The sequence below is a fragment of the Achromobacter sp. Marseille-Q4954 genome (assembly GCF_943737025.1).
GTDB lineage: Bacteria > Pseudomonadota > Gammaproteobacteria > Burkholderiales > Burkholderiaceae_B > Achromobacter > Achromobacter bronchisepticus_A.
Map to the genome: position 1 here is coordinate 2,766,925 of NZ_CALSFQ010000001.1, position 21,593 is coordinate 2,788,517.

A 21,593-nucleotide genomic window follows, 5' to 3' on the forward strand; every position below is an offset into this window, starting at 1 on the left:
ATGACCGGGACGACATAATGACTCAGGACAGCCAGGCAGCAAGAGGACCGCTCATCGAGCGGCGCTCGATCGATTTCATCCCCGAAACGGAGCGTCACGGCAAGCTCTACAGCCAGTTCACGCTGTGGATGGGCGCCAATCTCCAGATCACCGCCATCATCACCGGAGCGCTGGCGGTGGTGCTGGGCGGAGACGTCTTCTGGTCGCTGATCGGGCTGTTCGTCGGACAGGTCTTCGGCGGCGCGGTCATGGCGCTGCATGCGGCCCAGGGGCCCAAGCTGGGATTGCCGCAGATGATATCCAGCCGGGTGCAGTTCGGCGTCTATGGCGCGGCGATACCCATCGTGCTGGTGTGCCTGATGTACCTGGGATTCACGGCCACGGGCACGGTGCTGTCGGGGCAGGCCCTGGGCCAGCTGTTCGGCGTGAGCGATACGGCCGGCATCCTGATCTTCGCCGCGGTGATCGTCGGGGTGACGCTGTTCGGCTACCGCATGATCCACATCATCGGACGGATTGCGACGGTGCTGGGCATCATTGCCTTCTTCTACCTGTTCAGCCGCGTTATCGCGCTGGGCGACGTGGGCCAGTTGCTGCAGATCCGCCATTTCACCTGGAGTTCATTCCTGCTGGCGGTTTCGCTGGCGGCATCGTGGCAGATCGCCTACGGCCCATACGTCGCGGACTATTCGCGCTATCTGCCGAGCCGGACCTCGTCGTTCAAGACCTTTCTGGCGGTAGGACTGGGTTCGGTGCTGGGCGCGCAGATCGCCATGGTGCTGGGCGTGCTGGCCGCGGCCATGGCGGCCGGCCAGTTCGCCGGGCGCGAAGTTGCCTACATCGTGGGGCTGGGCGGCACGGGAGCCACGGCCGCGCTGCTGTACTTCACCATCGCGTTCGGCAAGGTCACGATTTCGACGCTGAACTCCTACGGCAGCTTCATGTGCATCGCGACCATCGCCAGCGGCTTTCGCGGACATGTGGAGATTTCCCGCCGGCAGCGCGCGCTGCTGGTGCTGGCGATCGTCGCCGCGGCCACGGCGGTGGCGCTGATCGGCCAGCATTCCTTCCTGAACGCATTCAAGTCCTTCATCCTGTTCCTGCTGGCGTTCTTCGTGCCGTGGAGCGCGGTCAACCTGGTCGACTACTACTTCGTGAGCCGCGAGCAATACGACGTGGAGGCGCTGTCGGATCCGAACGGGCGTTATGGCCGCTGGAACTGGCCTGGGATCCTGATCTATCTGTTCGGGGTGCTGGTGCAGATGCCCTTCATTTCGACCAAGCTCTACACGGGTCCGATGGTCGAGCGCCTGGGCGGGGTGGATATCTCGTGGATCATCGGCCTGGTCGTACCCAGCATCCTGTATTACCTGTTCGCGCGCCGGGGCGCCGTGCCGCAACATCGCGGCGCCGTTCGCGCGACCCATACGCTTTGACGCCGGCACTCGCCTAGGAGAACAACAATGGAATTGCATCTGACACCCGGCCACATGACCTTGGCCGACCTGCGGCGCGTCTACCAGCAGCCGGCGCGCGTGACGCTGGACCCGGCGGCGGCCGGGCCGATCGAGGCCAGCGTGGCCTGCGTCGAGCGCATCATTGCCGAAGGCCGCACGGCCTACGGCATCAACACCGGATTCGGATTGCTGGCCACGACGCGGATCGCGCGCGAGGATCTGGAAGCCCTGCAGAGTTCGCTGGTGCTGTCGCATGCGGCCGGGGTGGGCGAGGCGCTGGACGACGCGATGGTGCGGCTGATCATGGTGCTGAAGATCAACAGCCTGGCGCGAGGCTATTCGGGCATCCGCCGCAAGGTGATCGATGCGCTGATCGCGCTGGTGAACGCCGAGGTCTATCCGCATATTCCGCTGAAGGGATCGGTGGGCGCGTCCGGCGACCTTGCGCCGCTGGCGCACATGTCTCTGTTGCTGCTGGGCGAGAGCAAGGCGCGCCATCGCGGCGCCTGGCTGCCCGCGCGCGAAGCGCTGGCCCAGGCGGGGCTGGAACCCTTGACGCTGGCGGCCAAGGAAGGCCTGGCGCTCTTGAACGGTACGCAGGTTTCGACGGCCTATGCGCTGCGCGGGCTGTTCGAGGCCGAGGACCTGCTGGCGGCCGGGCTGGTCTGCGGCAGTCTCAGCGTGGAAGCCATGCTGGCATCGCGCGCGCCGTTCGATCCCCGCATCCACGCCGCGCGCGGCCAGCCTGGCCAGATCGACGTGGCGGCCGTGTACCGCGATCTGCTGACCGAGGACAGCGAGGTCGGGCATTCGCACGCGAACTGCGACAAGGTGCAAGACCCCTATTCGCTGCGCTGCCAGCCGCAGGTCATGGGCGCCTGCCTGACGCAGATACGCCATGCCGCCCAGGTGCTGGAGATCGAGTCCAACGCGGTCTCCGACAATCCGCTGGTGTTTGCCGAGCAGGGCGATGTGGTTTCGGGCGGCAACTTCCATGCCGAGCCGGTGGCCATGGCGGCGGACAACCTGGCGCTGGCGCTGGCCGAGATCGGCGCGCTGTCCGAGCGCCGCATCTCGCTGATGATGGACAAGCATATGTCGCAGCTGCCGCCGTTCCTGGTGAGCAACGGCGGCGTGAATTCCGGATTCATGATTGCCCAGGTGACCGCGGCGGCGCTGGCCAGCGACAACAAGGCGCTGGCCCACCCCGCCAGCGTGGACAGCCTGCCGACTTCGGCCAACCAGGAGGACCACGTGTCCATGGCGCCGAATGCGGGCAAGCGGCTCTGGCCCATGGCCGAGAACGTGCGCGATATCCTTGCGATCGAATGGCTGGGCGCCTGCCAGGGCCTGGATTTCCGCCAGGGCTTGAAGACTGCGCCCAAGCTGGAGCGTGCTCGCGGCCTGTTGCGCCAGAAAGTGGCGCACTATGAGCGGGACCGCTTCTTCGCGCCCGACATTGAAGCGGCGAGTCAGCTCATTGCGGGCCAGGGTCTGACGGCATTGGTGCCGGCCGGCCTGTTGCCCAGTCTTTAACGCCGGCGCGCAAGAGGAGCCTACGCATGAGACAGGTCTGGCGCAATTGCCACGCCGCCACGATGGCGCAGGGTAAGTACTCCGTGATCGAACGGGCCGCCATCGTGACAGGCGAGAACCGCATCGAGTGGATCGGTCCTGAGGAGAAACTGCCGCCTGGGGGCGACGCGCGCGAGCACGACCTGGGCGGCGCCTGGGTCACGCCCGGGTTGATCGATTGCCACACCCACCTGGTGTTCGGCGGCAATCGCAGCCTGGAGTTCGAACAGCGCCTGCAAGGCGTGGACTACGCCACCATCGCCGCGCAAGGCGGCGGCATCGCCAGCACCGTGCGCGCCACCCGCGCCGCCAGCGAGGATGAACTTTACGCCAGCGCACGCAAGCGCGCCCTGCATCTGATGCGCGACGGCGTGACCACGCTGGAAGTGAAGTCCGGCTATGGGCTGGACCTGCCCAACGAGCGCAAGATGCTCAGGGTGGCGCGGCGCCTGGGCCAGACCCTGCCGCTGACCATCAGCGCGACCTGTCTGGCCGCGCACGCGCTGCCGCCGGACTACGCGGGCCGCGCGGACGATTACATCGACGAAGTCGCGCGCCGCATGCTGCCGCTGCTGGCCGTCGAGGGCTTGATCGACGCGGTGGATGCATTCTGTGAGCATTTGGCATTCACGCCGGCACAGGTCGAACGGGTGTTCCAGGCTGCGCGTGAACTGGGACTGCCCGTGAAACTGCACGCAGAGCAATTGTCTTCGTTGCACGGGGCGGCGCTGGCCGCGCGTTATGGCGCCTGGTCGGCGGATCATCTGGAATACCTGACCGAAAGCGATGTGCTGGCGATGGCGCAGGCCGGCACGGTGGCGGTGCTGCTGCCCGGGGCGTTCTACGCCCTGCGCGAGACCAGGCTGCCTCCCATCGACCTGTTGCGCCGCCATGGCGTGCCCATCGCCATCTCCAGCGACCTGAACCCCGGCACCTCGCCCGCGCTGTCGCTGCGGTTGATGCTGAGCATGGCCTGCACGCTGTTCCGCCTGACGCCCGAAGAAGCGCTGGCCGGGGCGACGACGCATGCGGCGAAAGCGCTGGGACTGCAGGCCACGCATGGCACGCTGGAAGCAGGCAAGTATGCGGACTTCGTTGCCTGGGAGGTGCAGCATCCCGCCGAGCTGGCCTACTGGATAGGCGGCGACCTGCCCAAGCGGGTGGTCCGGCATGGCGCGCTGATCGACGCCGCAACACTCGCCTGAAACGGGCAGATCCGGACAGGATCGCGCCCGCAACGGACGGCTTGAACCGGCCCGCGTCCGCAATCGCCACAGGCGGTCTACCATCCATGGATGACGTGCCCCGTCCGGGGGCGCGCGCTCAACTTGGATGTGGGTATGCGGATATGCATGATGGAAGGGCCGGCTGATCTGGAGCCCAAGGGCGCGACCTGGGAAGGTATCGCCGAACGCATCGCTGAGCTGGCCCCGGATCTTCTGGTGACCAGTGAAATGCCGTTCGGGCCGTGGCTGGCCGCCGACCCGCAATACGACGCGGCCCGCGCGGCGGCGTCGGTGCGCATGCATGAGGCGGGCCTGGATGCGCTGGCGGCGCTGGGAGTGCCGGCCATCGTATCGTCGCGGCCGGTGCATGCGGGCGAACGGTTGGCCAACGAGGCGTTCGCCCTGCAGGACGGCCGCTATACCCGGTTGCACCATAAGCAATACTTCCCGGAGGAACCGGGCTATTTCGAAGCGACCTGGTTCCATGCCGCCATGGATGGGTTCGAGGTGTTCGAGGTGGGCGGCATACGCCTGGGCGTGCAGCTATGCACCGAATTGATGTTCAACGAGCGCTCGCGCGCCTACGGACGCGCGGGCGCCGAGCTGATCGTGGCGCCGCGAGCCAGCAGCGCGTCGACGCGCCGCTGGCTGACGGCGGGCGCCATGGCGGCGCTGGTGTCGGGCTGCTATGTGGTCAGCTCGAACCGCGCGGGACGCACGGCGGCGGGGCAGGTATTCGGGGGCACGGCGTTCGCGTTCCAGCCGGATGGCGAACCCCTGGCGCAAACCAGCGATACCGAATCCATCGTGGTGATCGAGGTGGATCCGGCCCGTGCGCGCGCGCAGCAGTCGCTATACCCGTGCTACGTCCGGGAATAGCGCGTTCCTAGCGCGTCGAGCTGGCCTGCGCCGGTTCGCTCGCGTCAAAGCGCAGCCGCGAAAAACTGGCGACGCAGGCCAGCGCGGCGCACACGCAACCCAGCCACAGCGCGGCGATGGCGCCGTGCGTGCTGGAAATGTTGAAGCAGGCGGCCACCAGGGCCGCGCCCGAGGCCTGGCCCAAGAGCCGCACCGTGCCTATCATGCCGCTGGCGCCGCCGGCGCGCGAGGCCGGCGCCGACATCATGATGGCGCGCAGGTTGGGCGACTGGAAGAAGCCGAATCCGGCGCCGCACAGCGCCATGCGCCAGCAGAGGTCCCAGACCGAGGGCGAGGCCGGCATCAGCGCCAATGAGGCCAGGCCCAGCGCCAGCAGCGCCAACCCCACGCCGCCCAGGGCGCCGGCCGCATAGCGGTCCGACAGTCGCCCCGCTATCGGCGCCATGACCGCCACCACCACCGGCCAGGGCGTGATGAGAAAGCCGGTCTGCACCTGGCTGTAGCCGAGCGTGGCCTGCAGCAGGAACGGCAGCGACACGAAGGCCAGCGCCTGCGCCGCGAACGCGCACACGGCAGTGGCGGCGGACAGGGCGAACAAGGGCCGGCGCAACAGGTCCACCGCCAGGATGGGCGCGGGGTGGCCGGCCTGCCGGCGCATCAGCAGCCACAGGCTGGCCGCGGCGATACCCCATTCCAGCGCCACGCGCGGCAAGGGAGCCGCGTGCGCCAATTCGTTCGACCCCAGCACGAACAGGCCCAGCGTCAGGGCGCACAGCGCCGCGGCCAGGCCGTCGAAGCGATGCGGCGCGCGCGCGGTCCCGGGCAGCTTGCGCAGGCCCAGCGCGAACGCCAGCAGGCCGATGGGCACGTTGATCAGGAACAGCCAGTGCCAGGATCCCAGCAGCAGGATGGCCGAGGCCACGGTCGGCCCCGCCGCGAAGGAAATGCCTACTACCATGGCGTTCAGGCCCAGGCCGCGGCCCAACAGGTGCGAAGGGTAGATGAAGCGCAGCAGCGCGCCGTTGACGCTCATGACGCCGGCCGCGCCCAGGCCTTGCAGCACGCGCGCGATCACCAGCGTGGGCAAGGACGGCGCCAGGCCGCTGGCCAGCGAGGACAGGATGAAGATGGCCAGCCCCACGATGTAGACCCGCCGGTGGCCCAGGATTTCGCCCAGCGCCGCGGCCGGCAGCAGGCCCGCCACCATGGCCAGCTGATAGCCGCTGACGATCCAGATCGAGCCCGCGTCGCTGGCTTGCAGGTCGCGCGCGATGGTGGGCAGCGCCGTGTTGGCGATGGCGGTGTCCAGGCTGGCCATGCATAGCGCCAGCATGACGGCCAGGAGCGCGCCTGGGCGTTCGGCTGCCGGCAGGCCGACGCCGGCCGGATAGACAGTATGGCGGGAGAACGAGAGCATGTGCGGGACCACGGGGGCAACGCGTCCGGATAGAGGGAGAGGGCCGGAAGCTGCGATCACTGATTCTAGAACGTGTTAAGGGATCCGGCCCGCGGACCGGGTCGCGAGCTGGCTTTCCTTGCGGGGCGTTTCTCCTTATCCTGCCGCCTTGCGCGGCGGCGGGCCGCGTTTTCAAGGAGTGGTCGACTATGCAATCTGGCGTATCCCAGCACCGTCGCCGGTTCTTGCCGGCGCTCGCGCTGGGCGTTCTGGGCGCTGCGGCGGCAGGGCGTCTTGGCGCCGTGCCCCTGACTCGCATCCTGGTCGGCTTTCCGCCGGGGGGCGGGGTGGATGTGATCGCCCGCCTGTTGGCGCGGCAGTTGGAAGCCGGCCTGGGCGAAGTGGTGCTGGTCGAGAATCGCCCCGGCGCGGGAGACTTGCTGGCGGCGCAGGAATTGCTGGCCGCGCGTCCCGATGGGCACACCCTGCTGTTCACCAACGAACACACCTTGGCCATCGTGCCGCACATCGATGCGCAGGCCGGCTTTGCGTCGCCGGATGATTTCGCGGCGGTAGCGCAGACGACCGACCAGAGCGCCATTGCGCTGGCGGTCAGGGCGGATTCGCCTTGGCTGACGCTGCAGGATCTGCGCGGATACGAAGGTCCGCTGCCGGTGGGCGTGCCGGCGCCCGGCAGTGTGCCGGAGCTGGCCGTGGAGCTGCTGGCCGAGCGTTTCGGCGTGGCGGCCACGGCAGTGTGCTATCGCGGCGGCGCGCCCTTGGTGACCGACTTGCAGGCCGGCTATGTGGCGCTGGGCCTGACATCCCTGGCTGAACTGCGGGAGCCGGTAAGCGCCGGACGGCTGCGCCTGCTCGCCATTTCGGGGCCAGGCCGCCATGCCGACCTAGCCGATGTTCCCACCTTTGCCGAGCAAGGCTTCGGAGGATTGGAGCACGGCGGCGTGGCCGGCTTGTTCGCGCCGCGCGGCGTGGCGCCCGCCCGCGTCGAGCAACTGCAACAGCAGGTGGCGCGGGCGCTCGAATCGGAGGAGGTCCGCACGCAGCTGCGCTTGCAGGGGTCGCGGGTGAGTTTTGGCGATGCCGCCACGCTGGCGCGCAACATGAACGCGATTCATCAGGCCTGGGCCGAACGCGCCCTGGCCTGGCGTGCGCGGACGGGCGGCTGAGCGCCCGCGCCCGGCTCTCTAGGGCGTGCGGATGGCTGCGCGTTCGCGCAGCAGTTGAGCCAGTTCTGCGTGGCAGAGCCGGACCGCGGCGCGGGCCTGCTGTTCGGGGGCGCGCGCCATCAGGCAGATGCGCCGTGTGAGTTGCGGACGCTGCAGTGGCACGATGGCCAGGCCGTCCTGCCGCTGCCCTTGTGTGTACAGGCGCGAGATCAGGCCCACGCGCAAGCCCGCGCGCACCAGGCTGTAGAGCGTGTCGGTGTAATTCAGGGTGTCGGTCGCGGCCAGGTCCGAGCCCAGCTGGCGTAGCGTGGCCACGATCATTTCGTAGGTACTGCCGCGCGACAGCACGGCCAGCGGCTCGGCCTTCAGGTCCTGCCAGGTCACCGCCTGGCGCCGCGCCAGCCGGTGGGTGTCGGCCAGCACCGCGACCAGGTCGTCCTCGGCCACGAAGGCCGCGGCCACGCCGGGCGTGAGGCCGAAGTCCAGGCCCAGGCCGATGTCCAGTTCGCCATTGCCCAGCGCGGCCATGAGCTCGTCGTTGAGGTGGTCGCTGAGGATCAGCACGATTTCAGGATGGCGCAGGCGCCATTGCGCCACCACCGGCGCCAGCAAGTGCATGGTGGACGGGATGCAGCCGATGCGCACCGTGGCGGCCTGGGTATCCAGCAGGCGCTGCAGGTCTTCGGCGCCCTGCGTGTAGCTGTTGAGCAGCCATTCGATCTGCGCACGCGCGGCTTGTCCGGCGGGCGTCAGGCGCACGTGGTGGGTGCTGCGTTCGAACAGGGCCACGCCCATCAGCGTCTCCAGTTCGCGGATGGCGGCGGACAGGGCCGGCTGGCTCAGCGCCAGAGCCTCGGCGGCGCGGCTGAAACTGGCGTGGCGGGCCACTTCCTTGAAACCGCGCAGCTGGCGCAGCGTGGGCTGGCGGGCGGGTGCGGCGTGGCCATCGGGAGCGGGACGCTTGGTCATAGATTTGCCTGATGAATCTATAAAAATATAGCATTTCAGTTATCACCAGGATCTGGTTAGGATGGCGCCGTCGTCCTCCTCCGCGCTGCCGGCTCCGCGCGCGCCCCTCGCTCCGATCCCGCTCCTTCCATGTTCAAACGCCTGTTCCTGTCCGTGTCCGCGCTGGCGGCCGCGCTGTGCCTTGCCCCCGCTGCCGGCGCCGACACCTGGCCGGAAGCCCGGCCCCTGACCCTGATCGTGCCGTTCAGCCCGGGCGGCAACGTCGACACCACGGCGCGCCTGGTGGCGCAGAAGCTGTCGGACCGCCTCAAGCAGTCCGTCATCGTCGACAACGTGGCGGGCGCGGGCGGCGTGCTGGGCGTGGCCAAGGCCGTGCACGCCAGGCCGGACGGCTACACGCTGGTGATGGGCTTTGACGGTCCGATCAGCGTGGCCCGGCTGATCAACTCGGCCGTGAAGTACGACGCCGAATCCGACCTGACGCCGGTGGCGCTGGTGACTACCGCGCCAGTGGTGCTGTTGGCGCGTCCGGGCCTGCCGGCGCAGAACATGGACGAGCTGATCGCGCTGGCGCGCGAGAAACCCGACACGCTGACCTACGCCTCGTCCGGCGTGGGCACCGTGCTGCATCTGGCCATGGAGGTGATGCAGGACCAGGCCCGCGTCAAGCTGGTGCACGTGCCCTATCGCGGCGGCGCGCAGATCACCAACGACGTCATGGGCGGCCAGGTGGACCTGGGCCTCCTGGTGACCACCAGCGCCACGCCGCTGGTGCAGCAGAAGAAACTGCACGCGCTGGGCGTGACGTCCGCCGCGCGCGTTGACACGCTGCCGCAGGTGCAGGCGTTTGGCGAGACGCCGGCGCTCAAGGGCTTTGAACTCAACACCTGGACCGGCGTGTTCGTGCCGGCAGGCACCGACCCCGCCGTGGTCGAGCGGCTGAACCAGGAACTGAACGCGGTGCTGCGCATGGACGAGGTGCAAAAGCGCCTGGCCGAAGGCGGCGCCATGCCCGGACAGGGCACGCCGCAGGATTTTGCCGCTTTCCTGAAGAAGGAAAAAGCCTTGTACGCGCACATCGTGAAGAGCGCCAACATCCAGCAGGAATAGGCCTGCCCCTTTGCAGGAAGCCATGCCATGAATACACCCCCCGTGCTGCCCGAGATCCAGGCCATCCAGGAAGAGATGGTGGCGCTGCGCCATCGCATCCACGCCAATCCCGAACTGGCGTATCAAGAGGTCGCCACGGCCGAGCTGGTGGCCGAAAGGCTGGCGGCCTGGGGCTACGAGGTGGATCGCGGCCTGGGCGTGACCGGCGTGGTGGGCACCTTGCGCCGCGGCAGCGGCGCGCGCCGGCTGGGCCTGCGCGCCGACATGGATGCCCTGCCCATCCATGAGACCACCGGCCTGCCCTATGCCAGCCAGAATCCCGGCAAGATGCACGCCTGCGGCCATGATGGCCATACGGCCACGTTGCTGGCCGCGGCCCGCGCGCTGGCCGAGCGCGGCCGTTTCGACGGCACCGTGCACCTGATCTTCCAGCCGGCCGAGGAAGGCCATGGCGGCGCGCAGAAGATGATTGCCGACGGCCTGTTCGAACGCTTTCCGTGCGACGCCGTCTACAGCTTTCACAACGAGCCGGGTTATCCGGCCGGGCATTTCGGCTTCCGCTCCGGCGTGATGTACAGCTCGTCCGACACGGTGATCCTGACCGTCAGCGGCGTGGGCGGCCATGGGGCCATGCCGCACGTGGCGGTGGACCCCATCGTGGCGGCGGCCAGCATCGTGCTGGCCCTGCAGACCATCGTCTCGCGCGAGATCGATCCCAACGACATGGCGGTGGTGACCATAGGCGCCATCCATGGCGGCGACGCGCCCAACGTGATTCCGAAGACGGTGGAGCTGCGCCTGACGGTGCGCGCGCGCCGCCCTGAAACGCGCGCGCTGCTGCGCGAACGCATCACGGCGATCGCCACCGCGCAGGCCGCGGTGCACCGCGCCAGCGTCCAGGTGGACTATCGCTGGCGCTATCCGCCGGTGGTCAATGACCGTGATGCCACGCAGTTCGCGGCCGAGGTGGCGCGCGGCTGGCTGGGCGAAGGCCTGCTGATCCCCGACCTGGAACCGCTGCAAGCCAGCGACGATTTCGCCTTCATGCTGGAACAGGTGCCTGGCAGCTATTTCATCGTTGGCAATGGCGAGGGCGAAGGCGGTTGCATGGTGCACAACCCCGACTACGATTTCAACGACGGCATCCTGCCGGTCACGGCCAGCTACTGGGTGACGCTGGCGGAAGCCTATCTGGCCGCCGGCGCGCGCTGACCGGCCGCCGCTACTTTCCGCGACGCATGACTGCCTCACACGACCTGACCACCGCCGGCGCGCCTGCCTTCGACGCCACCACCGACTACTGGCAGGAGATCGTCAGCGCCGATGCGCTGACGCTGCCGGCAGACCCGCCCTATTCCCGCGGCTATCCCGCGCGGCTGCCCGACGGCCGCTATCTGGTACTGCCGCTGCGCGGCGTGCCCGGCGACCCTGACCGCTGCGTGGCCTCGCTGATCGCCAACCATGCCAGCCTGGAAGTGGTCGACGCATTGGCCGGCTTCATGGCCGAGCGCGCGCGCGTCTTCGAGGCCGAGGTGGTCGTGGGCCTGCCGACGCTGGGCCTCGCTTTCGCGCCCATGGTGGCGCGCGGCCTGGGGTTCACGCGCTATGTGCCCTTCGGCTATTCGCGCAAGTACTGGTACGACGAACGCCTGGCCGTGCCGGTGCAGTCGCTGACCACGCCGGACGCCGGCAAGCTGCTGTACGTGGATCCGAATCTGGCGGGCAGCCTGGCGGGGCGCCGCGTGCTGGTGGTGGACGACGCCGTCAGCACGGGGCAGACGATGCTGTCCGCGCTGGAACTGCTGGCGCGCTGCGGCGCGGAAGTGGCGGGCATCGTCGTGGCCATGTGCCAGGGCGAGCGCTGGCGCGAGCGGCTGGTGGATGCGCAGGGCGCGCCGATATCGGTGGCCTGCGCGTTCGAGTCGCCGCGCATGCGCCGCACGGCCGCGGGCTGGGTGCCGGAAACGGCCGCCTGAAGTACGGCGGCGCGGGCGCCTACAGGGATTCCGGATCGCGGCGCAGCGAGAAACCCTGCGCTTCGTTCATGGCCAGGTAGCTGACGTTGCGCGACACCACCGGCGGCTTGTCGCCGGCGTGCAGCGCGCGCACCTTGTCCAGCACCATCTTGTCCTCCAGCGTCATGCGGTCGATCATGCGCAGGTATTGCATCCAGCTTTCCACCAGGAAGACCTCGCGCCAGACGCCCTCGCGCTCCAGGTCGCGGAACAGTTGCCATTGCTGCGCCCCGTTGCGCAGCCGCATGAGGCGCAGCGGGTGCGTCGCGCCGATCAGCGCGGACAGTTTTTCCTTTTCGATCAGGTACTCCACGGCGACCAGCACCGCGCCGTGCTGCGTGTTGAAGCCTACCGCGGCCATCGCCGGCTCGGTGGTGTCGGCCCGCGCCAGCGACGTGGTGTCCAGATGTTCGGGCAGCCGCGAGCGGTACATCAGCGCGACGGTGATGCCCAGCATGATGCCGGCGGTGGCCAGGGCGCCGGAAACGCCCATGGTGCCGGCGAAATGGCCCCACATGAAGGAGCCCGCCGCCAGCCCGCCGAAGATGGCCGTCTGGTACAGCGCCAGCGCGCGCGCCTTGACCCAGTCTGGCACCAGCATCTGGACGGTGGTGTTGTAGGTCGCCAGCACGCCGATCCAGCAGCTGCCTGACAGCAGCAACGCGGGAAATGCCACCCACAGGGTGCCGGTCAGGCCCAGCGCCAGCAGGCATGCGGCCAGCAGGCCCGCCGCGGCGCTGATCAGGCCGCTCGCGCCCCAGGCGGCCTGCACCCGGCGTACGACGGCGCTGCCGAGGATGGCGCCCAGGCCCAGCGCGCCCAGCATGTAGCCGTACAGCAGGGCGCTGCCGCCTTCATGTTCGTGCGCCAGCAGCGGCAGCAAGGCCCACAGCGCGCTGGCGGACAGGCCGAAGGCGAATGACCGCAGCATCACCACGCGCGTGACGGTGGAGTGCTGGGTGTAGCGCAGCGCCGCCACCACGCCTTCCAGGATGCCTTCGGGCGGCAGGCGGCGCAGCGGCAGGTCGCGCTTCCAGCGCCAGATCGCCCAGATCAGGCCGCCGTAGCAGAAGCAGTTCAGCAGGAACACCCAGGGCGCGCCCATGGCGCCCAGCAGCAGGCCGCCGATGGCCGGGCCGACCGCGCGCGCCACGTTGAAGTTGACGCTGTTCAGCAGCACCGCGCTGCCGACGTGGGCGCGCGGCACCTGTTCGCCCACCGCGGCCTGCCAGGCCGGCGTGACGATGGCGCTGCCGATGGCGATGCAGAACACCGACGCGATCAGCGTGATGGGATGCAGCAGGCCGGCAAAGGCCAGGATGGTGATGAAGACGCCGCCCGTCAGCTCCAGCAGCATGCCGGTCAGCATGACCTTGCGGCGGTCGTAGTTGTCAGCCAGCACGCCAGTCAGGATGGACAGCGCCACCAGCGGGAAGGCGGCGGCCACCTGGATCATGGCGACCATCAGCGGGCTGCTCTGTTCGGTGGTGATTATCCACGCGGCCGCGACGGATTGCGCCCAGGTGCCCAGGTTGGCGAACAGATTGGCGATCCAGATGATGCGGAAGGCCGGAAACGCGAAGGGGGATAGCGTGCTGACCTGCAGCACGGGGGCGGGAGCGGCGGGTGCGTCCGCGGGCAGATCGGTGTTGGCCGAAACGGGTTGCAGCATGGAGTTCTTCCGGCGCGCCGGGTAGGCGCTCCTGTCGGACGTGGTCTGGGTCGGGTAATGGTACGCCTAAGCCAGCGGTCGATGGGAGCGCGCGCGCCACCGCAGGGCGGCCGCGCACCGCCCCGGGGGCTGCTGCCAGGGGCCGCCTATTGCTTGGCGGCCGGGGCCGGCGCAGGGGCCGGCGGATAGGCCTGGTTCAGGTATTCCACGATCAGCGGCACCTGGTCGGCGGGAATGGGGGCGCCGTAGGTGCCCACCATCTTCTTGACCTCGGCGTCCCAGAAGCCCAGGGGCATGGGCGGCTGCGACGATACATAGTCCACCGAATGGCACATCAGGCACAGGGCCGCATGCTGGGCCCCCGCGCCCGTGCCGGGATGCAGGGTGGCGGTTTCCTGGGGCAGCTTGATCTCCAGGGCCTGGGCGGCCGGGGCCAAACAGGCGAGGCCCAGCGCGAGCGCCGGCAGGCAGCGACGGAAATGGCGGTTCATGGCGCTCTCCTCAGGCGGCGGTGACGCGGACGGCTTCGACCACGTTGCGCATGTAGCCGGCCGGGTTCCACAGCGGGTCCAGCGGCTGGGTTTCGCCGGCCGTGTTGGTGGCGCGGACCTTCAGCATGTAGTCGCCGGCGGCCTTGGGTGTGAAATCGGCGTGCCATTCGCGGAAGGAGTAGCGGCCCAGGTCGCGGCCCAGTTTGGCGGCCTGCCAGGTCTTGCCGCCGTCCGACGAGAACTGGACTTCGCGTATGCCCTTGCCGCCGTCGAAGGCGATGCCGCGCACCTGCACCGGCTTGCCGCGGGCGACGCGCGCGCCTTCTGCGAGGCTGGTGATGAAGCTGCGCACGTTGTAGCGGCCGATGGGGCGTGTTTTTTCCGGCGCCTTGCCCGGGGGCGTGCAGGCGCAATCGTTGTCGGGAATGCGGTAGGCTTTCTGCATCCAGAAGCCGTCGAACTCCTTATCCAGCACCTTGATGTCGGCCAGGTGCTTGACCCAATAGGTGCCGTAGTACCCCGGCACCACCAGGCGCACGGGATAGCCGTTGAGCATGGGCAGGTCGGCGCCGTTCATGGCATAGGCCAGCATGACCTCGCCGTCCAGCGCATGGGCGGCGTCCAGCGCCTTGACGAATTCCGGCGTGCCGGGCAGCACCGGGCGGTCCATGCCCTCGAACGTCACCTGGCGCGCGCCGGCGCGGATGCCGGCTTTCTCCAGCACGCGCTTGAGCGGGATGCCCAGCCAGCGGGCATTGCCCATGGCGCCGTTGCCCGACTGCCCGCCGCCCACGCGCGGCGCGAAGAAGCCGCGGCTGTTGCCCGAGCACTGGGTGACGGCCACCAGCTCCACCGGTTTGCCGAATTGCTGCTTCAGATCGGCCAGCGACAGCTCCAGCGGCTTGTCCACCAGCCCGCTGACCTTGATGCGGTAGGTGTTCAGGTCGATGGCGGTGGGAATATTGCCCAGGTGGTAGCGCACGAAGAACGCGTCGTTGGGCGTGATGATGTTTTCATTGAAGACCGCGAACGGCGTTTCCAGCTGCGGCGGGCGCGAGGTCTGGCGGATCAGGGGCCGCTTCTGCGGATAGGCGATCAGGTCGCGCTCGCCGTTGGCGAACGGCAGGGTGACGGTGGCCGGCGCCGCCAGGCTGGTCAGCGCATGGCCGGCCAGCGTGCCGGTGGCGCCCAGCGTACAGGCCTGGCGCAGGAAGCGCCGGCGCCCATTCGGGTCGAATGTGCTCATCTTGGTGTCTCCTCGTTCTTGTCAGCGCCCTGCCCCGGCGCGTTCAGACGAGCCTACGCGCGGTGGCCTGACAAATGCGTTAACGTCCGCGCTGCCCGTTTCAATTTCCGCGTTTTCCGCACCGATGATCCTGACCTTCAACAAGCGCGCCTTTGCCGCGCTGCTGGCCGTAACCGCGCTGGAAGCGCTGATCGCCACCCTGGGCGCGCCTTATCCCCTGTTGCGGGGCTTCGTGGGCGACGTGGTGGCGGTGGGCTGGGCCTATCTGGTGTATCGCAGCTTCATCCGCGCGGACGTGCTGCCGCTGGCGCTGGCCGCGCTGTTCACCGGCTACGCGGTGGAACTGGGGCAGTACCTGGCCCGGCATTTCGGCTGGCGGCTGGAGCAGCCGGTATTGCGCGTGATCCTGGGCAGCGTGCCCGACTGGTGGGACATGCTGGCCTATACGCTGGGATTCTTCCTGGTGCTGGCGCTGGCCGCCTGGAACCGGCGGCGGGACGCCGCGCTGCGCGGCGCCTAGGCGCTTTTCATCTTTCTGCCCGGCCGAACGCGCCGGGCCTCCAACCGGGAATCAGCCTGCCTGGCAGACCGGCGCGTCGTCGTGCGCGCGCGCGGCGGGCTTGGTCGCGCGCAGCGGCTGCAAGCGGGCATTGTGAAACGGCGCGAAGAGCTCGGCCCAGGACGAAGGAAACAGCGGCGTGGCGTGGCGCACGGCATCGCGGCGGGCGTAATGCGTCAGCAGTTGTTGACCGATCGGGGCGTCTCCCAGGGGATGGCGGGTATTCATGGTATTTCCGTATTGCATTGAAAGTGTATTCATTGTACCAGCGTGCACGCATTCCGGCCAACCCCCGCTTACGCACGGCAAGTCATTGATCCATAAAGACTGTCCCTGTTTATTGGGCAACATCTGGCCGATCTCCGGGATTGCCCTAGCAGTTCAAAATAGTAGACGGTATACAATGTGCATCATGCCCGGGCTTAGACCAGCCTGGAGTCTTCACCACTGGACCTGGAGCGCGTCATGGCTGAACTGATGAACCGAGATGAATTCCGTACCGCGTTGGAAAACGCGATCAAGGGCAAGAGCGCCAACGCTTCGCCCTTTTCCATCGCCTGGGCAGAAGGCAAGCTCAGCCGCCAGCATCTGCAGCGCTGGGCCGAGAACCACTACCACTACGTGGGCCCGTTCGCCGACTACCTGGGCTACCTGTACGCACGCACGCCTGATTCCTACACCGAGGCCAAGGACTTCCTGCTGGCCAATATGTATGAAGAGGAAATCGGCGGCGACCGCCACACGGACCTGCTGATCCGTTTTGCCGAAGCCTGCGGCACCACCCGCGAACGCGTCACCAACCCCGACAACATGTCGCCCACCACCCGCGCCCTGCAGAGCTGGTGCTACGCCGTGGCCATGCGCGAGGATCCCATCGTGGCGGTGGCCGGGCTGGTGGTGGGCCTGGAATCGCAGGTGCCGTCCATCTACCGCAAGCAGACCCCGACCCTGCGCGAGAAGTACGGCTTCACCGACGAGGAAGTGGAGTTCTTCGACCTGCATATCGTGTCCGACGAAATCCACGGCGAACGCGGCTACCAGATCGTGCTGGAGCACGCCAACACGGTGGACCTGCAACAGCGCTGCCTGAAGATCTGCGAGATCGGCGCGCAGATGCGGCTGCTGTACACGACCGCGCTCTACACCGACTACGTGCAGCAGGAAATCACGCTGCCTGAACTGGGCCTTGCCGCCTGAGCACACCGCAAGACCGTCTGGCGCCGAGCGCCGGACGGCCGCGGCCCCGCAGAACCCAGAGCAGAAAATCCATGCCTACCATCGTGTTTCATAAGGGCGGCCAGACCTACACCGACGTGGTGAAGGACAACACCAATCTGGTGGTGCGGGCCGGCATCAAGCAGTTTCCGTATCCGCATCTGCGCTACGAATGCGGCATGGGCAAGTGCGCCAAGTGCGCCTGCCGCGTGCTGGCCGGGGCCGAGCATTTGCCGCCGGTCAACTGGAAGGAAAAGAAGCAGCTGGGCGAACGCATCGACCAGGGCTACCGGCTGGCGTGCCAGCTTTGGCTCACCAGCGACATCGAGCTGGTCCAGGACGTGGAGGCATAGCGGCCATGGACCCGGTGTACGTCATATTGACCACCAAGCCCGGCGTGTTCCGCACGGAAGCCGACGACGGCGCGGTGGATATCCTTGAAACCTACGATTACGCGTTCTACGGCCGCGCGCTGGCCGTCTACCGCATCGCCCGCCTGCATGGCGAAACCAAGCTCATCGTCACCGAGGAAACGCCGCCCTACGTGGTCAATCGCGTGCCTTCCAAATTCCTGGAGAAGTTCGCGTCAGTGGAAGCGGCCCGCAAGGAACTGGCTCACCTGACGCGCTTCGGCAGCATGGAATCGACCTTGACGCTGCGCCCGGGCGCGGTCGCCGCGGAGCACTGAACAACATGGTCCAGATCACATTCATCTCCAATGGCGGCCTGGTCGCCACGGCGCCCGAGAACAGCAATCTGTTGCGCGTGTCGCTCAAGGAAAAAGGCGGCATTCCCTTCAAGTGCGGCGGCGGCCTGTGCGGCACCTGCAAGTGCCGCATCGAGGAAGGGCTGGAAAACACCGACGCCATCAAGCCGAAGGAGCGCAAGCACCTCCGTCCGGAAGACTTCGAGGCCGGCTACCGCATGGCCTGCCAGACCTTCGTCAATGGCGACGTGAAGGTCTCGTGGGTGATCCAGAATGGCAAGGGCGTGGTGGTCGGCGCGGCGTCCGATCCGGTGGAAGCAGCGACCTGAGGGTTGCTGCCGCGGGCTGCAAGGCCGCGGCCGGTAGCCAAGGCCCCTGGCCGCGCGGCCGTCGCGGCGCTGTCAGCTTCTGGCGTGTCGCCGGGTCAGGCCACCGACGCGTGCGGCTGCTGCTGCGCTTCCGTATAGGCCTTGGCGGCGTTGTGCACGTGCTGGCTGGCCAGCAGCGCGGCCAGGTCGCCGTTGCCGGCGATGACGGCATTGAGGATCTGGGAATGCTCATCCCAGTTCTGCTTGGCGCGCAGCATGTTGCTGGGCGCGAACAGCAGCGCGGTGCGATCGCGCAGCGAACGCATCAGGTCGGTCAGCACCACGTTGCCGCCGATGGTCGCCAGCATTTCATGGAACTGGGAATTCAGCGCCAGGAACTTGTCCAGCTGTTCGCTGCGCGCGGCTTCCGTGCCTTCGCGCAGGAAGGCCTGCAGGCGTTCCACGGTTTTCTCATCGCGGCGCTGCGCCGCGAGCTTGGCGTTCAGGCCTTCCAGCGTGGCGCGCACTTCCACCATGTCGTAGGCGACCGCGTCGGACAGCACCGACACGGACGCGCCGCGGCGCGGCTCGATGGTCACCAGGCCTTCGGCGGCCAGGGCGCGCAGCGCTTCGCGCACCGGGATGCGCGACACGCCCATTTCTTCGGACAGGCGACCTTCGACCAGGCGGTCGCCGGGCGTGAACTCGCCGCTGAGGATGCGCTCGCGCAGCTTGTCGCGGATGACGGCAAACAACTGCGGATGCTGCTCGCCGATCTTCAGCGAGGCGGAATGCTGCGTTGCTGCGGCTTGCGGGCTGACGGGTGAGGTTGTCATGGCGAGCAGGTTTGGCGTAATGGATACAGTCTCCATTGTATTACCGGGTGTAGCTGCATGGCTTGGCGGGGCGCCGCATCAGTGTCCCCAAAAAGCCTTGGCCAGCACGCCCAGCGCGCCCAAGGCGCATACCGCCAGCAGCACGCTGCGCACCGCGCGCGGCGGCAGGCGGTGGCGCAGCCGGTTGGAGACCGCAAAACCGGCCAGCAGGAAAGGCGCCAGGCTGAGCGCCAGCCCGGCGTGATAGCCCGTATACCGCTTGGCCCATGCCAGCATGGCCAGCGAGAAGATCGATCCCAGGAACAGCACCATGCCCAGGGTGGCGCGCAGGCGCGGCGGCGCCGCGTGCTGCATCACGATGGCGATGGGCGGCGCGCCCACCGAGGTCATGGTGCCCATGATGCCCGAGGCCACGCCCGCGCCGGACACGCGTCCGGGCGTGGCGGAAAAGTGCAGGCCGGCCACGCTCAGCGCCACGGCCACCAGGATCAGGGCGGCGAACAGCACCCCCAACGCCTGCGGCGCGAAGCGCGTCATGGCGTAGATCGCGATCAACGTGCCGACGGCGCGGCCCGCCAGCGCGTAGGACACCGAAGGCCAGTCGATGGCGGCCCGCTCGCGCAACGCGGTCAACAGCGAAATGAAACCGCCCAGCGTCAAGAGCGGCCCCGGCGCCAGTTGCGGGAAGAACATGGCCGCCACCGGCGCGGCGAACATGGCGAAGCCCACGCCGCCCACGCCCTGTGCGATCGCGGCGCCGAACACCACGGCGGCCATGGTGGCGTACTGGAGGAGATCGGGGTACGGCAGGGAGGATGTCATGCCCGGCTTAATCGTTACTATGTATACGATAGTCTATCCAGGATTTTTCTGAATTTCATGAGATGCTGCAAAAACTAGGGTAATCCCCTGATTTTTAGGCGTTATTCATGGGTTTTTCAGAATTATCGCTTTCCCTAGGCGCTGCATATTTTGATTGGTATGGCTACAAACGAAATATAGTATACCGAACGTGGCGCCATAACAGCCACGCATACAAGGGGAATAGCACATGCAAGCGGACGTAGTGCTCAACGCTGCTCATTGGATGTACCTGATCAGCGTGGCCGCCATCATCCTGACGATGATTCTGCGGGCCAACGTGGTGGTGCCGTCGGTGATCGGCACCTTTCTGGTGGTGCTTGCCATCACGGGCAATCCGATCAGCGCCCTGATCGGCATTTTCTCGGCCAGCTTCGTGGCTGCGAAGGAGCTGTTCAACATCTTCCTGGTGATCACCTTCATGACGGCGCTGCTCAACGCGCTGAAAACCCTGCAGGCGGACGTGCGCATGGTGCAGCCGTTTCGCCGCGTCATGCGGGGCGGACATTCGTCCTTTCTGATCATCGCTCTCTGTACTTATGTGATCTCGCTGTTCTTCTGGCCCACGCCTGCGGTGCCGCTGGTGTCGGCCATCCTGCTGCCCGCTGCCATCGCGGCGGGCCTGCCGCCCTTGGCGGGCGCCATGGCCATCGCCATCGCCGGACAGGGCATGGCGCTGTCCTCGGACTACGTGATCGGCGTGGCGCCCAGCATCAGCGCCAAGGCCGCCGGGGCGGCGGTCAGCGCCGCCGTGGTCGCGGACCGCGCGCTGGTGCTGTCGCTCATCACCGGCGGGGTCGCGCTGGTGGCCGCCTACCTGCTGATCCGCAAGCACATCGTGCCGGCCGACGCCGGGCTCCTGTCCGCCTGGCAGGCACGGGCGCAGGACGGCAGCCTGGCCCGCATCGAGCAGTCCGGCTCGTTCGACAAGGCCGAGCTGGCCCGCGGCACCATGGGCGCGGACCCCGCGCTACCCAGCGGCCCGGCCCTGAGCGACGAAGAGCGTCGCCGCGTGCGCTGGTCCAAGACCTTTGCCGTCGTGACGCCGCTGGCCTTTCTGGCCGTGATCGCGGTCATGGTGCTGCCGCGCCTGTTCCCGTCCCTGCCCGCGCTGCGCGGCGGCGACGCGGCGGCGCTGGTGGGCGGGGTGGCCTTTGTTGTGATGATGCTGGTGACCCTGGCCGCGGAAGGCCCGCGCAAGATGCTGGACGTCTGTCCGGAGCACGTCACCGACGGCTTCGTGTTCGCCTTCAAGGCCATGGGCTCGGTGTTGCCGATCGCGGGCTTCTTCTTCGTGGGCGCCAATGAGACCGCCGCGCAGATCCTGGGCGTGCCGCAAGCGCAGGCGCCGGGCCTGCTGTTCGAGGTGATTTCCGCCGGCCAGCACCTGATTCCCGAAAACCATTTCCTGGTGGCCTTTGGCGTGCTGCTGGTCGGCATGATCACCGGCATCGACGGTTCAGGCTTCGCGGGCCTGCCCTTGACCGGCACCCTGTCCGGCGCCCTGGGGCCGGTGGTGGGTGTGGACCCGGCGACGCTGGCGGCGGTGGGGCAGATGGGTGCGGTCTGGACGGGTGGCGGCACGCTGATCGCCTGGTCCTCGCTCATCGCGGTGGCGGGATTTGCGCGGGTCAACGTGCTGTCGCTGGTGCGCGCCCTGCTGTTGCCGGTGCTGCTGGCGCTATTCGTCTCGACGATCTGCGCCGTGCTGATCTGGAGCTGATACCTGTATGTGGTGCTGCTTTGGGGTCCCTGCGGGGACCCTTTTTTCCAGGGGGGGGGCCCGCCCTGAAGCAGGGGTTTACACGTATCGATCCATATTGATTAAAGTATACAATGTTCATAAGCCAACCCGCCCAGGCAATCGCGGCCAGCCGGGCGCAGA

22 protein-coding genes are annotated in these 21,593 nt (G+C 67.9%); 14 read left to right on the forward strand and 8 right to left on the reverse strand.

The features are described 5' to 3' along the window. The first annotated feature begins 17 nt into the window (after positions 1 to 17). The 4 genes from NGK62_RS13030 to NGK62_RS13045 all read left to right on the forward strand — a co-directional run bounded on the left by NGK62_RS13030 (position 18) and on the right by NGK62_RS13045 (position 5,137). Entirely contained in the window at positions 18 to 1,436 is a 1,419-nt protein-coding gene (locus NGK62_RS13030; protein ID WP_059377045.1) for a purine-cytosine permease family protein, read from the forward strand. A gap of 27 nt (positions 1,437 to 1,463) precedes the next feature. After that, positions 1,464 to 2,993, forward strand: a complete 1,530-nt coding sequence (gene hutH / locus NGK62_RS13035) for a histidine ammonia-lyase (RefSeq protein WP_251878595.1) — start codon at positions 1,464 to 1,466, stop codon at positions 2,991 to 2,993. Positions 2,994 to 3,019: 26 nt separating this feature from the next. Then, a complete protein-coding gene (hutI, locus tag NGK62_RS13040; protein WP_059377054.1) occupies positions 3,020 to 4,237 on the forward strand; it encodes an imidazolonepropionase in 1,218 nt (405 codons plus the stop codon). A 147-nt stretch (positions 4,238 to 4,384) separates the two neighbouring features. Further along, the gene (locus NGK62_RS13045) at positions 4,385 to 5,137 is read left to right on the forward strand and encodes a carbon-nitrogen hydrolase family protein (RefSeq protein WP_251878597.1); all 753 of its coding nucleotides are present in this window, start codon (positions 4,385 to 4,387) and stop codon (positions 5,135 to 5,137) included. 7 nt (positions 5,138 to 5,144) lie between these two features. On the opposite strand, the gene NGK62_RS13050 is transcribed toward NGK62_RS13045, so the two are convergent. Further along, the gene (locus tag NGK62_RS13050) at positions 5,145 to 6,554 is read right to left on the reverse strand and encodes an MFS transporter (protein WP_118932322.1); all 1,410 of its coding nucleotides are present in this window, start codon (positions 6,552 to 6,554) and stop codon (positions 5,145 to 5,147) included. Positions 6,555 to 6,742: 188 nt separating this feature from the next. Here NGK62_RS13050 and NGK62_RS13055 point away from each other — a divergent pair, with 188 nt between their 5' ends. Then, complete coding sequence (locus tag NGK62_RS13055) at positions 6,743 to 7,720, forward strand: tripartite tricarboxylate transporter substrate-binding protein (protein ID WP_251878599.1); 978 nt, start codon at positions 6,743 to 6,745, stop codon at positions 7,718 to 7,720. Between the two features lie 18 nt (positions 7,721 to 7,738). Here the strand turns inward: NGK62_RS13055 and NGK62_RS13060 are convergent, their stop codons facing one another. Beyond that, positions 7,739 to 8,689 carry a LysR family transcriptional regulator gene (locus NGK62_RS13060; RefSeq protein ID WP_059377064.1) on the reverse strand — a complete coding sequence of 317 codons (951 nt, stop codon included), beginning with the start codon at positions 8,687 to 8,689 and terminating at the stop codon, positions 7,739 to 7,741. Between the two features lie 129 nt (positions 8,690 to 8,818). Here NGK62_RS13060 and NGK62_RS13065 point away from each other — a divergent pair, with 129 nt between their 5' ends. Genes NGK62_RS13065 through NGK62_RS13075 form a run of 3 tightly spaced genes read left to right on the forward strand, consistent with a single transcriptional unit; the run spans position 8,819 to position 11,775 of the window. Then, the gene (locus NGK62_RS13065) at positions 8,819 to 9,799 is read left to right on the forward strand and encodes a Bug family tripartite tricarboxylate transporter substrate binding protein (RefSeq protein WP_251878601.1); all 981 of its coding nucleotides are present in this window, start codon (positions 8,819 to 8,821) and stop codon (positions 9,797 to 9,799) included. A gap of 27 nt (positions 9,800 to 9,826) precedes the next feature. After that, positions 9,827 to 11,011: a M20 aminoacylase family protein gene (locus tag NGK62_RS13070; RefSeq protein WP_251878603.1), complete on the forward strand. Its 1,185-nt coding sequence runs from the start codon at positions 9,827 to 9,829 to the stop codon at positions 11,009 to 11,011. 26 nt (positions 11,012 to 11,037) lie between these two features. Beyond that, complete coding sequence (locus NGK62_RS13075) at positions 11,038 to 11,775, forward strand: phosphoribosyltransferase (RefSeq protein ID WP_118932326.1); 738 nt, start codon at positions 11,038 to 11,040, stop codon at positions 11,773 to 11,775. Positions 11,776 to 11,794: 19 nt separating this feature from the next. Here NGK62_RS13075 and NGK62_RS13080 read toward each other — a convergent pair whose 3' ends face one another. The 3 genes from NGK62_RS13080 to sorA form a co-directional block, all read right to left on the reverse strand. Further along, entirely contained in the window at positions 11,795 to 13,486 is a 1,692-nt protein-coding gene (locus tag NGK62_RS13080; RefSeq protein WP_059377079.1) for an MFS transporter, read from the reverse strand. Positions 13,487 to 13,632: 146 nt separating this feature from the next. After that, a complete protein-coding gene (gene sorB, locus NGK62_RS13085; RefSeq protein WP_059377085.1) occupies positions 13,633 to 13,977 on the reverse strand; it encodes a SorB family sulfite dehydrogenase c-type cytochrome subunit in 345 nt (114 codons plus the stop codon). Positions 13,978 to 13,987: 10 nt separating this feature from the next. Next, positions 13,988 to 15,223, reverse strand: coding sequence for a SorA family sulfite dehydrogenase catalytic subunit (sorA, locus tag NGK62_RS13090; RefSeq protein WP_118932327.1), 1,236 nt, complete (start codon positions 15,221 to 15,223; stop codon positions 13,988 to 13,990). A gap of 124 nt (positions 15,224 to 15,347) precedes the next feature. Between sorA and NGK62_RS13095 the strand changes: the two genes are divergently transcribed. Then, positions 15,348 to 15,743, forward strand: coding sequence for a DUF2809 domain-containing protein (locus NGK62_RS13095; RefSeq protein WP_059377089.1), 396 nt, complete (start codon positions 15,348 to 15,350; stop codon positions 15,741 to 15,743). Between the two features lie 51 nt (positions 15,744 to 15,794). Here NGK62_RS13095 and NGK62_RS13100 read toward each other — a convergent pair whose 3' ends face one another. Next, positions 15,795 to 16,010: a hypothetical protein gene (locus tag NGK62_RS13100; protein ID WP_251878606.1), complete on the reverse strand. Its 216-nt coding sequence runs from the start codon at positions 16,008 to 16,010 to the stop codon at positions 15,795 to 15,797. A gap of 237 nt (positions 16,011 to 16,247) precedes the next feature. Here NGK62_RS13100 and NGK62_RS13105 point away from each other — a divergent pair, with 237 nt between their 5' ends. The 4 genes from NGK62_RS13105 to NGK62_RS13120 all read left to right on the forward strand — a co-directional run bounded on the left by NGK62_RS13105 (position 16,248) and on the right by NGK62_RS13120 (position 18,032). Continuing rightward, positions 16,248 to 16,979, forward strand: coding sequence for an iron-containing redox enzyme family protein (locus tag NGK62_RS13105; RefSeq protein WP_054455904.1), 732 nt, complete (start codon positions 16,248 to 16,250; stop codon positions 16,977 to 16,979). A 71-nt stretch (positions 16,980 to 17,050) separates the two neighbouring features. Continuing rightward, a complete protein-coding gene (locus NGK62_RS13110; protein WP_054455328.1) occupies positions 17,051 to 17,350 on the forward strand; it encodes a 2Fe-2S iron-sulfur cluster-binding protein in 300 nt (99 codons plus the stop codon). A gap of 5 nt (positions 17,351 to 17,355) precedes the next feature. Further along, positions 17,356 to 17,685 (forward strand): ferredoxin, encoded by a 330-nt coding sequence (locus NGK62_RS13115; RefSeq protein WP_118932328.1) that lies wholly within the window; start codon positions 17,356 to 17,358, stop codon positions 17,683 to 17,685. Next, entirely contained in the window at positions 17,682 to 18,032 is a 351-nt protein-coding gene (locus NGK62_RS13120; RefSeq protein WP_041652092.1) for a 2Fe-2S iron-sulfur cluster-binding protein, read from the forward strand. The genes NGK62_RS13115 and NGK62_RS13120 overlap by 4 nt, the downstream gene beginning before the upstream one ends. A 95-nt stretch (positions 18,033 to 18,127) precedes the next feature. Here NGK62_RS13120 and NGK62_RS13125 read toward each other — a convergent pair whose 3' ends face one another. Further along, positions 18,128 to 18,847: a GntR family transcriptional regulator gene (locus NGK62_RS13125; protein ID WP_059377095.1), complete on the reverse strand. Its 720-nt coding sequence runs from the start codon at positions 18,845 to 18,847 to the stop codon at positions 18,128 to 18,130. A gap of 78 nt (positions 18,848 to 18,925) precedes the next feature. Continuing rightward, positions 18,926 to 19,669, reverse strand: a complete 744-nt coding sequence (locus tag NGK62_RS13130) for a sulfite exporter TauE/SafE family protein (RefSeq protein WP_251878608.1) — start codon at positions 19,667 to 19,669, stop codon at positions 18,926 to 18,928. A gap of 229 nt (positions 19,670 to 19,898) precedes the next feature. Here NGK62_RS13130 and NGK62_RS13135 point away from each other — a divergent pair, with 229 nt between their 5' ends. Beyond that, entirely contained in the window at positions 19,899 to 21,431 is a 1,533-nt protein-coding gene (locus NGK62_RS13135) for a hypothetical protein (protein ID WP_059377097.1), read from the forward strand. The last annotated feature ends 162 nt before the right edge of the window (positions 21,432 to 21,593 follow it).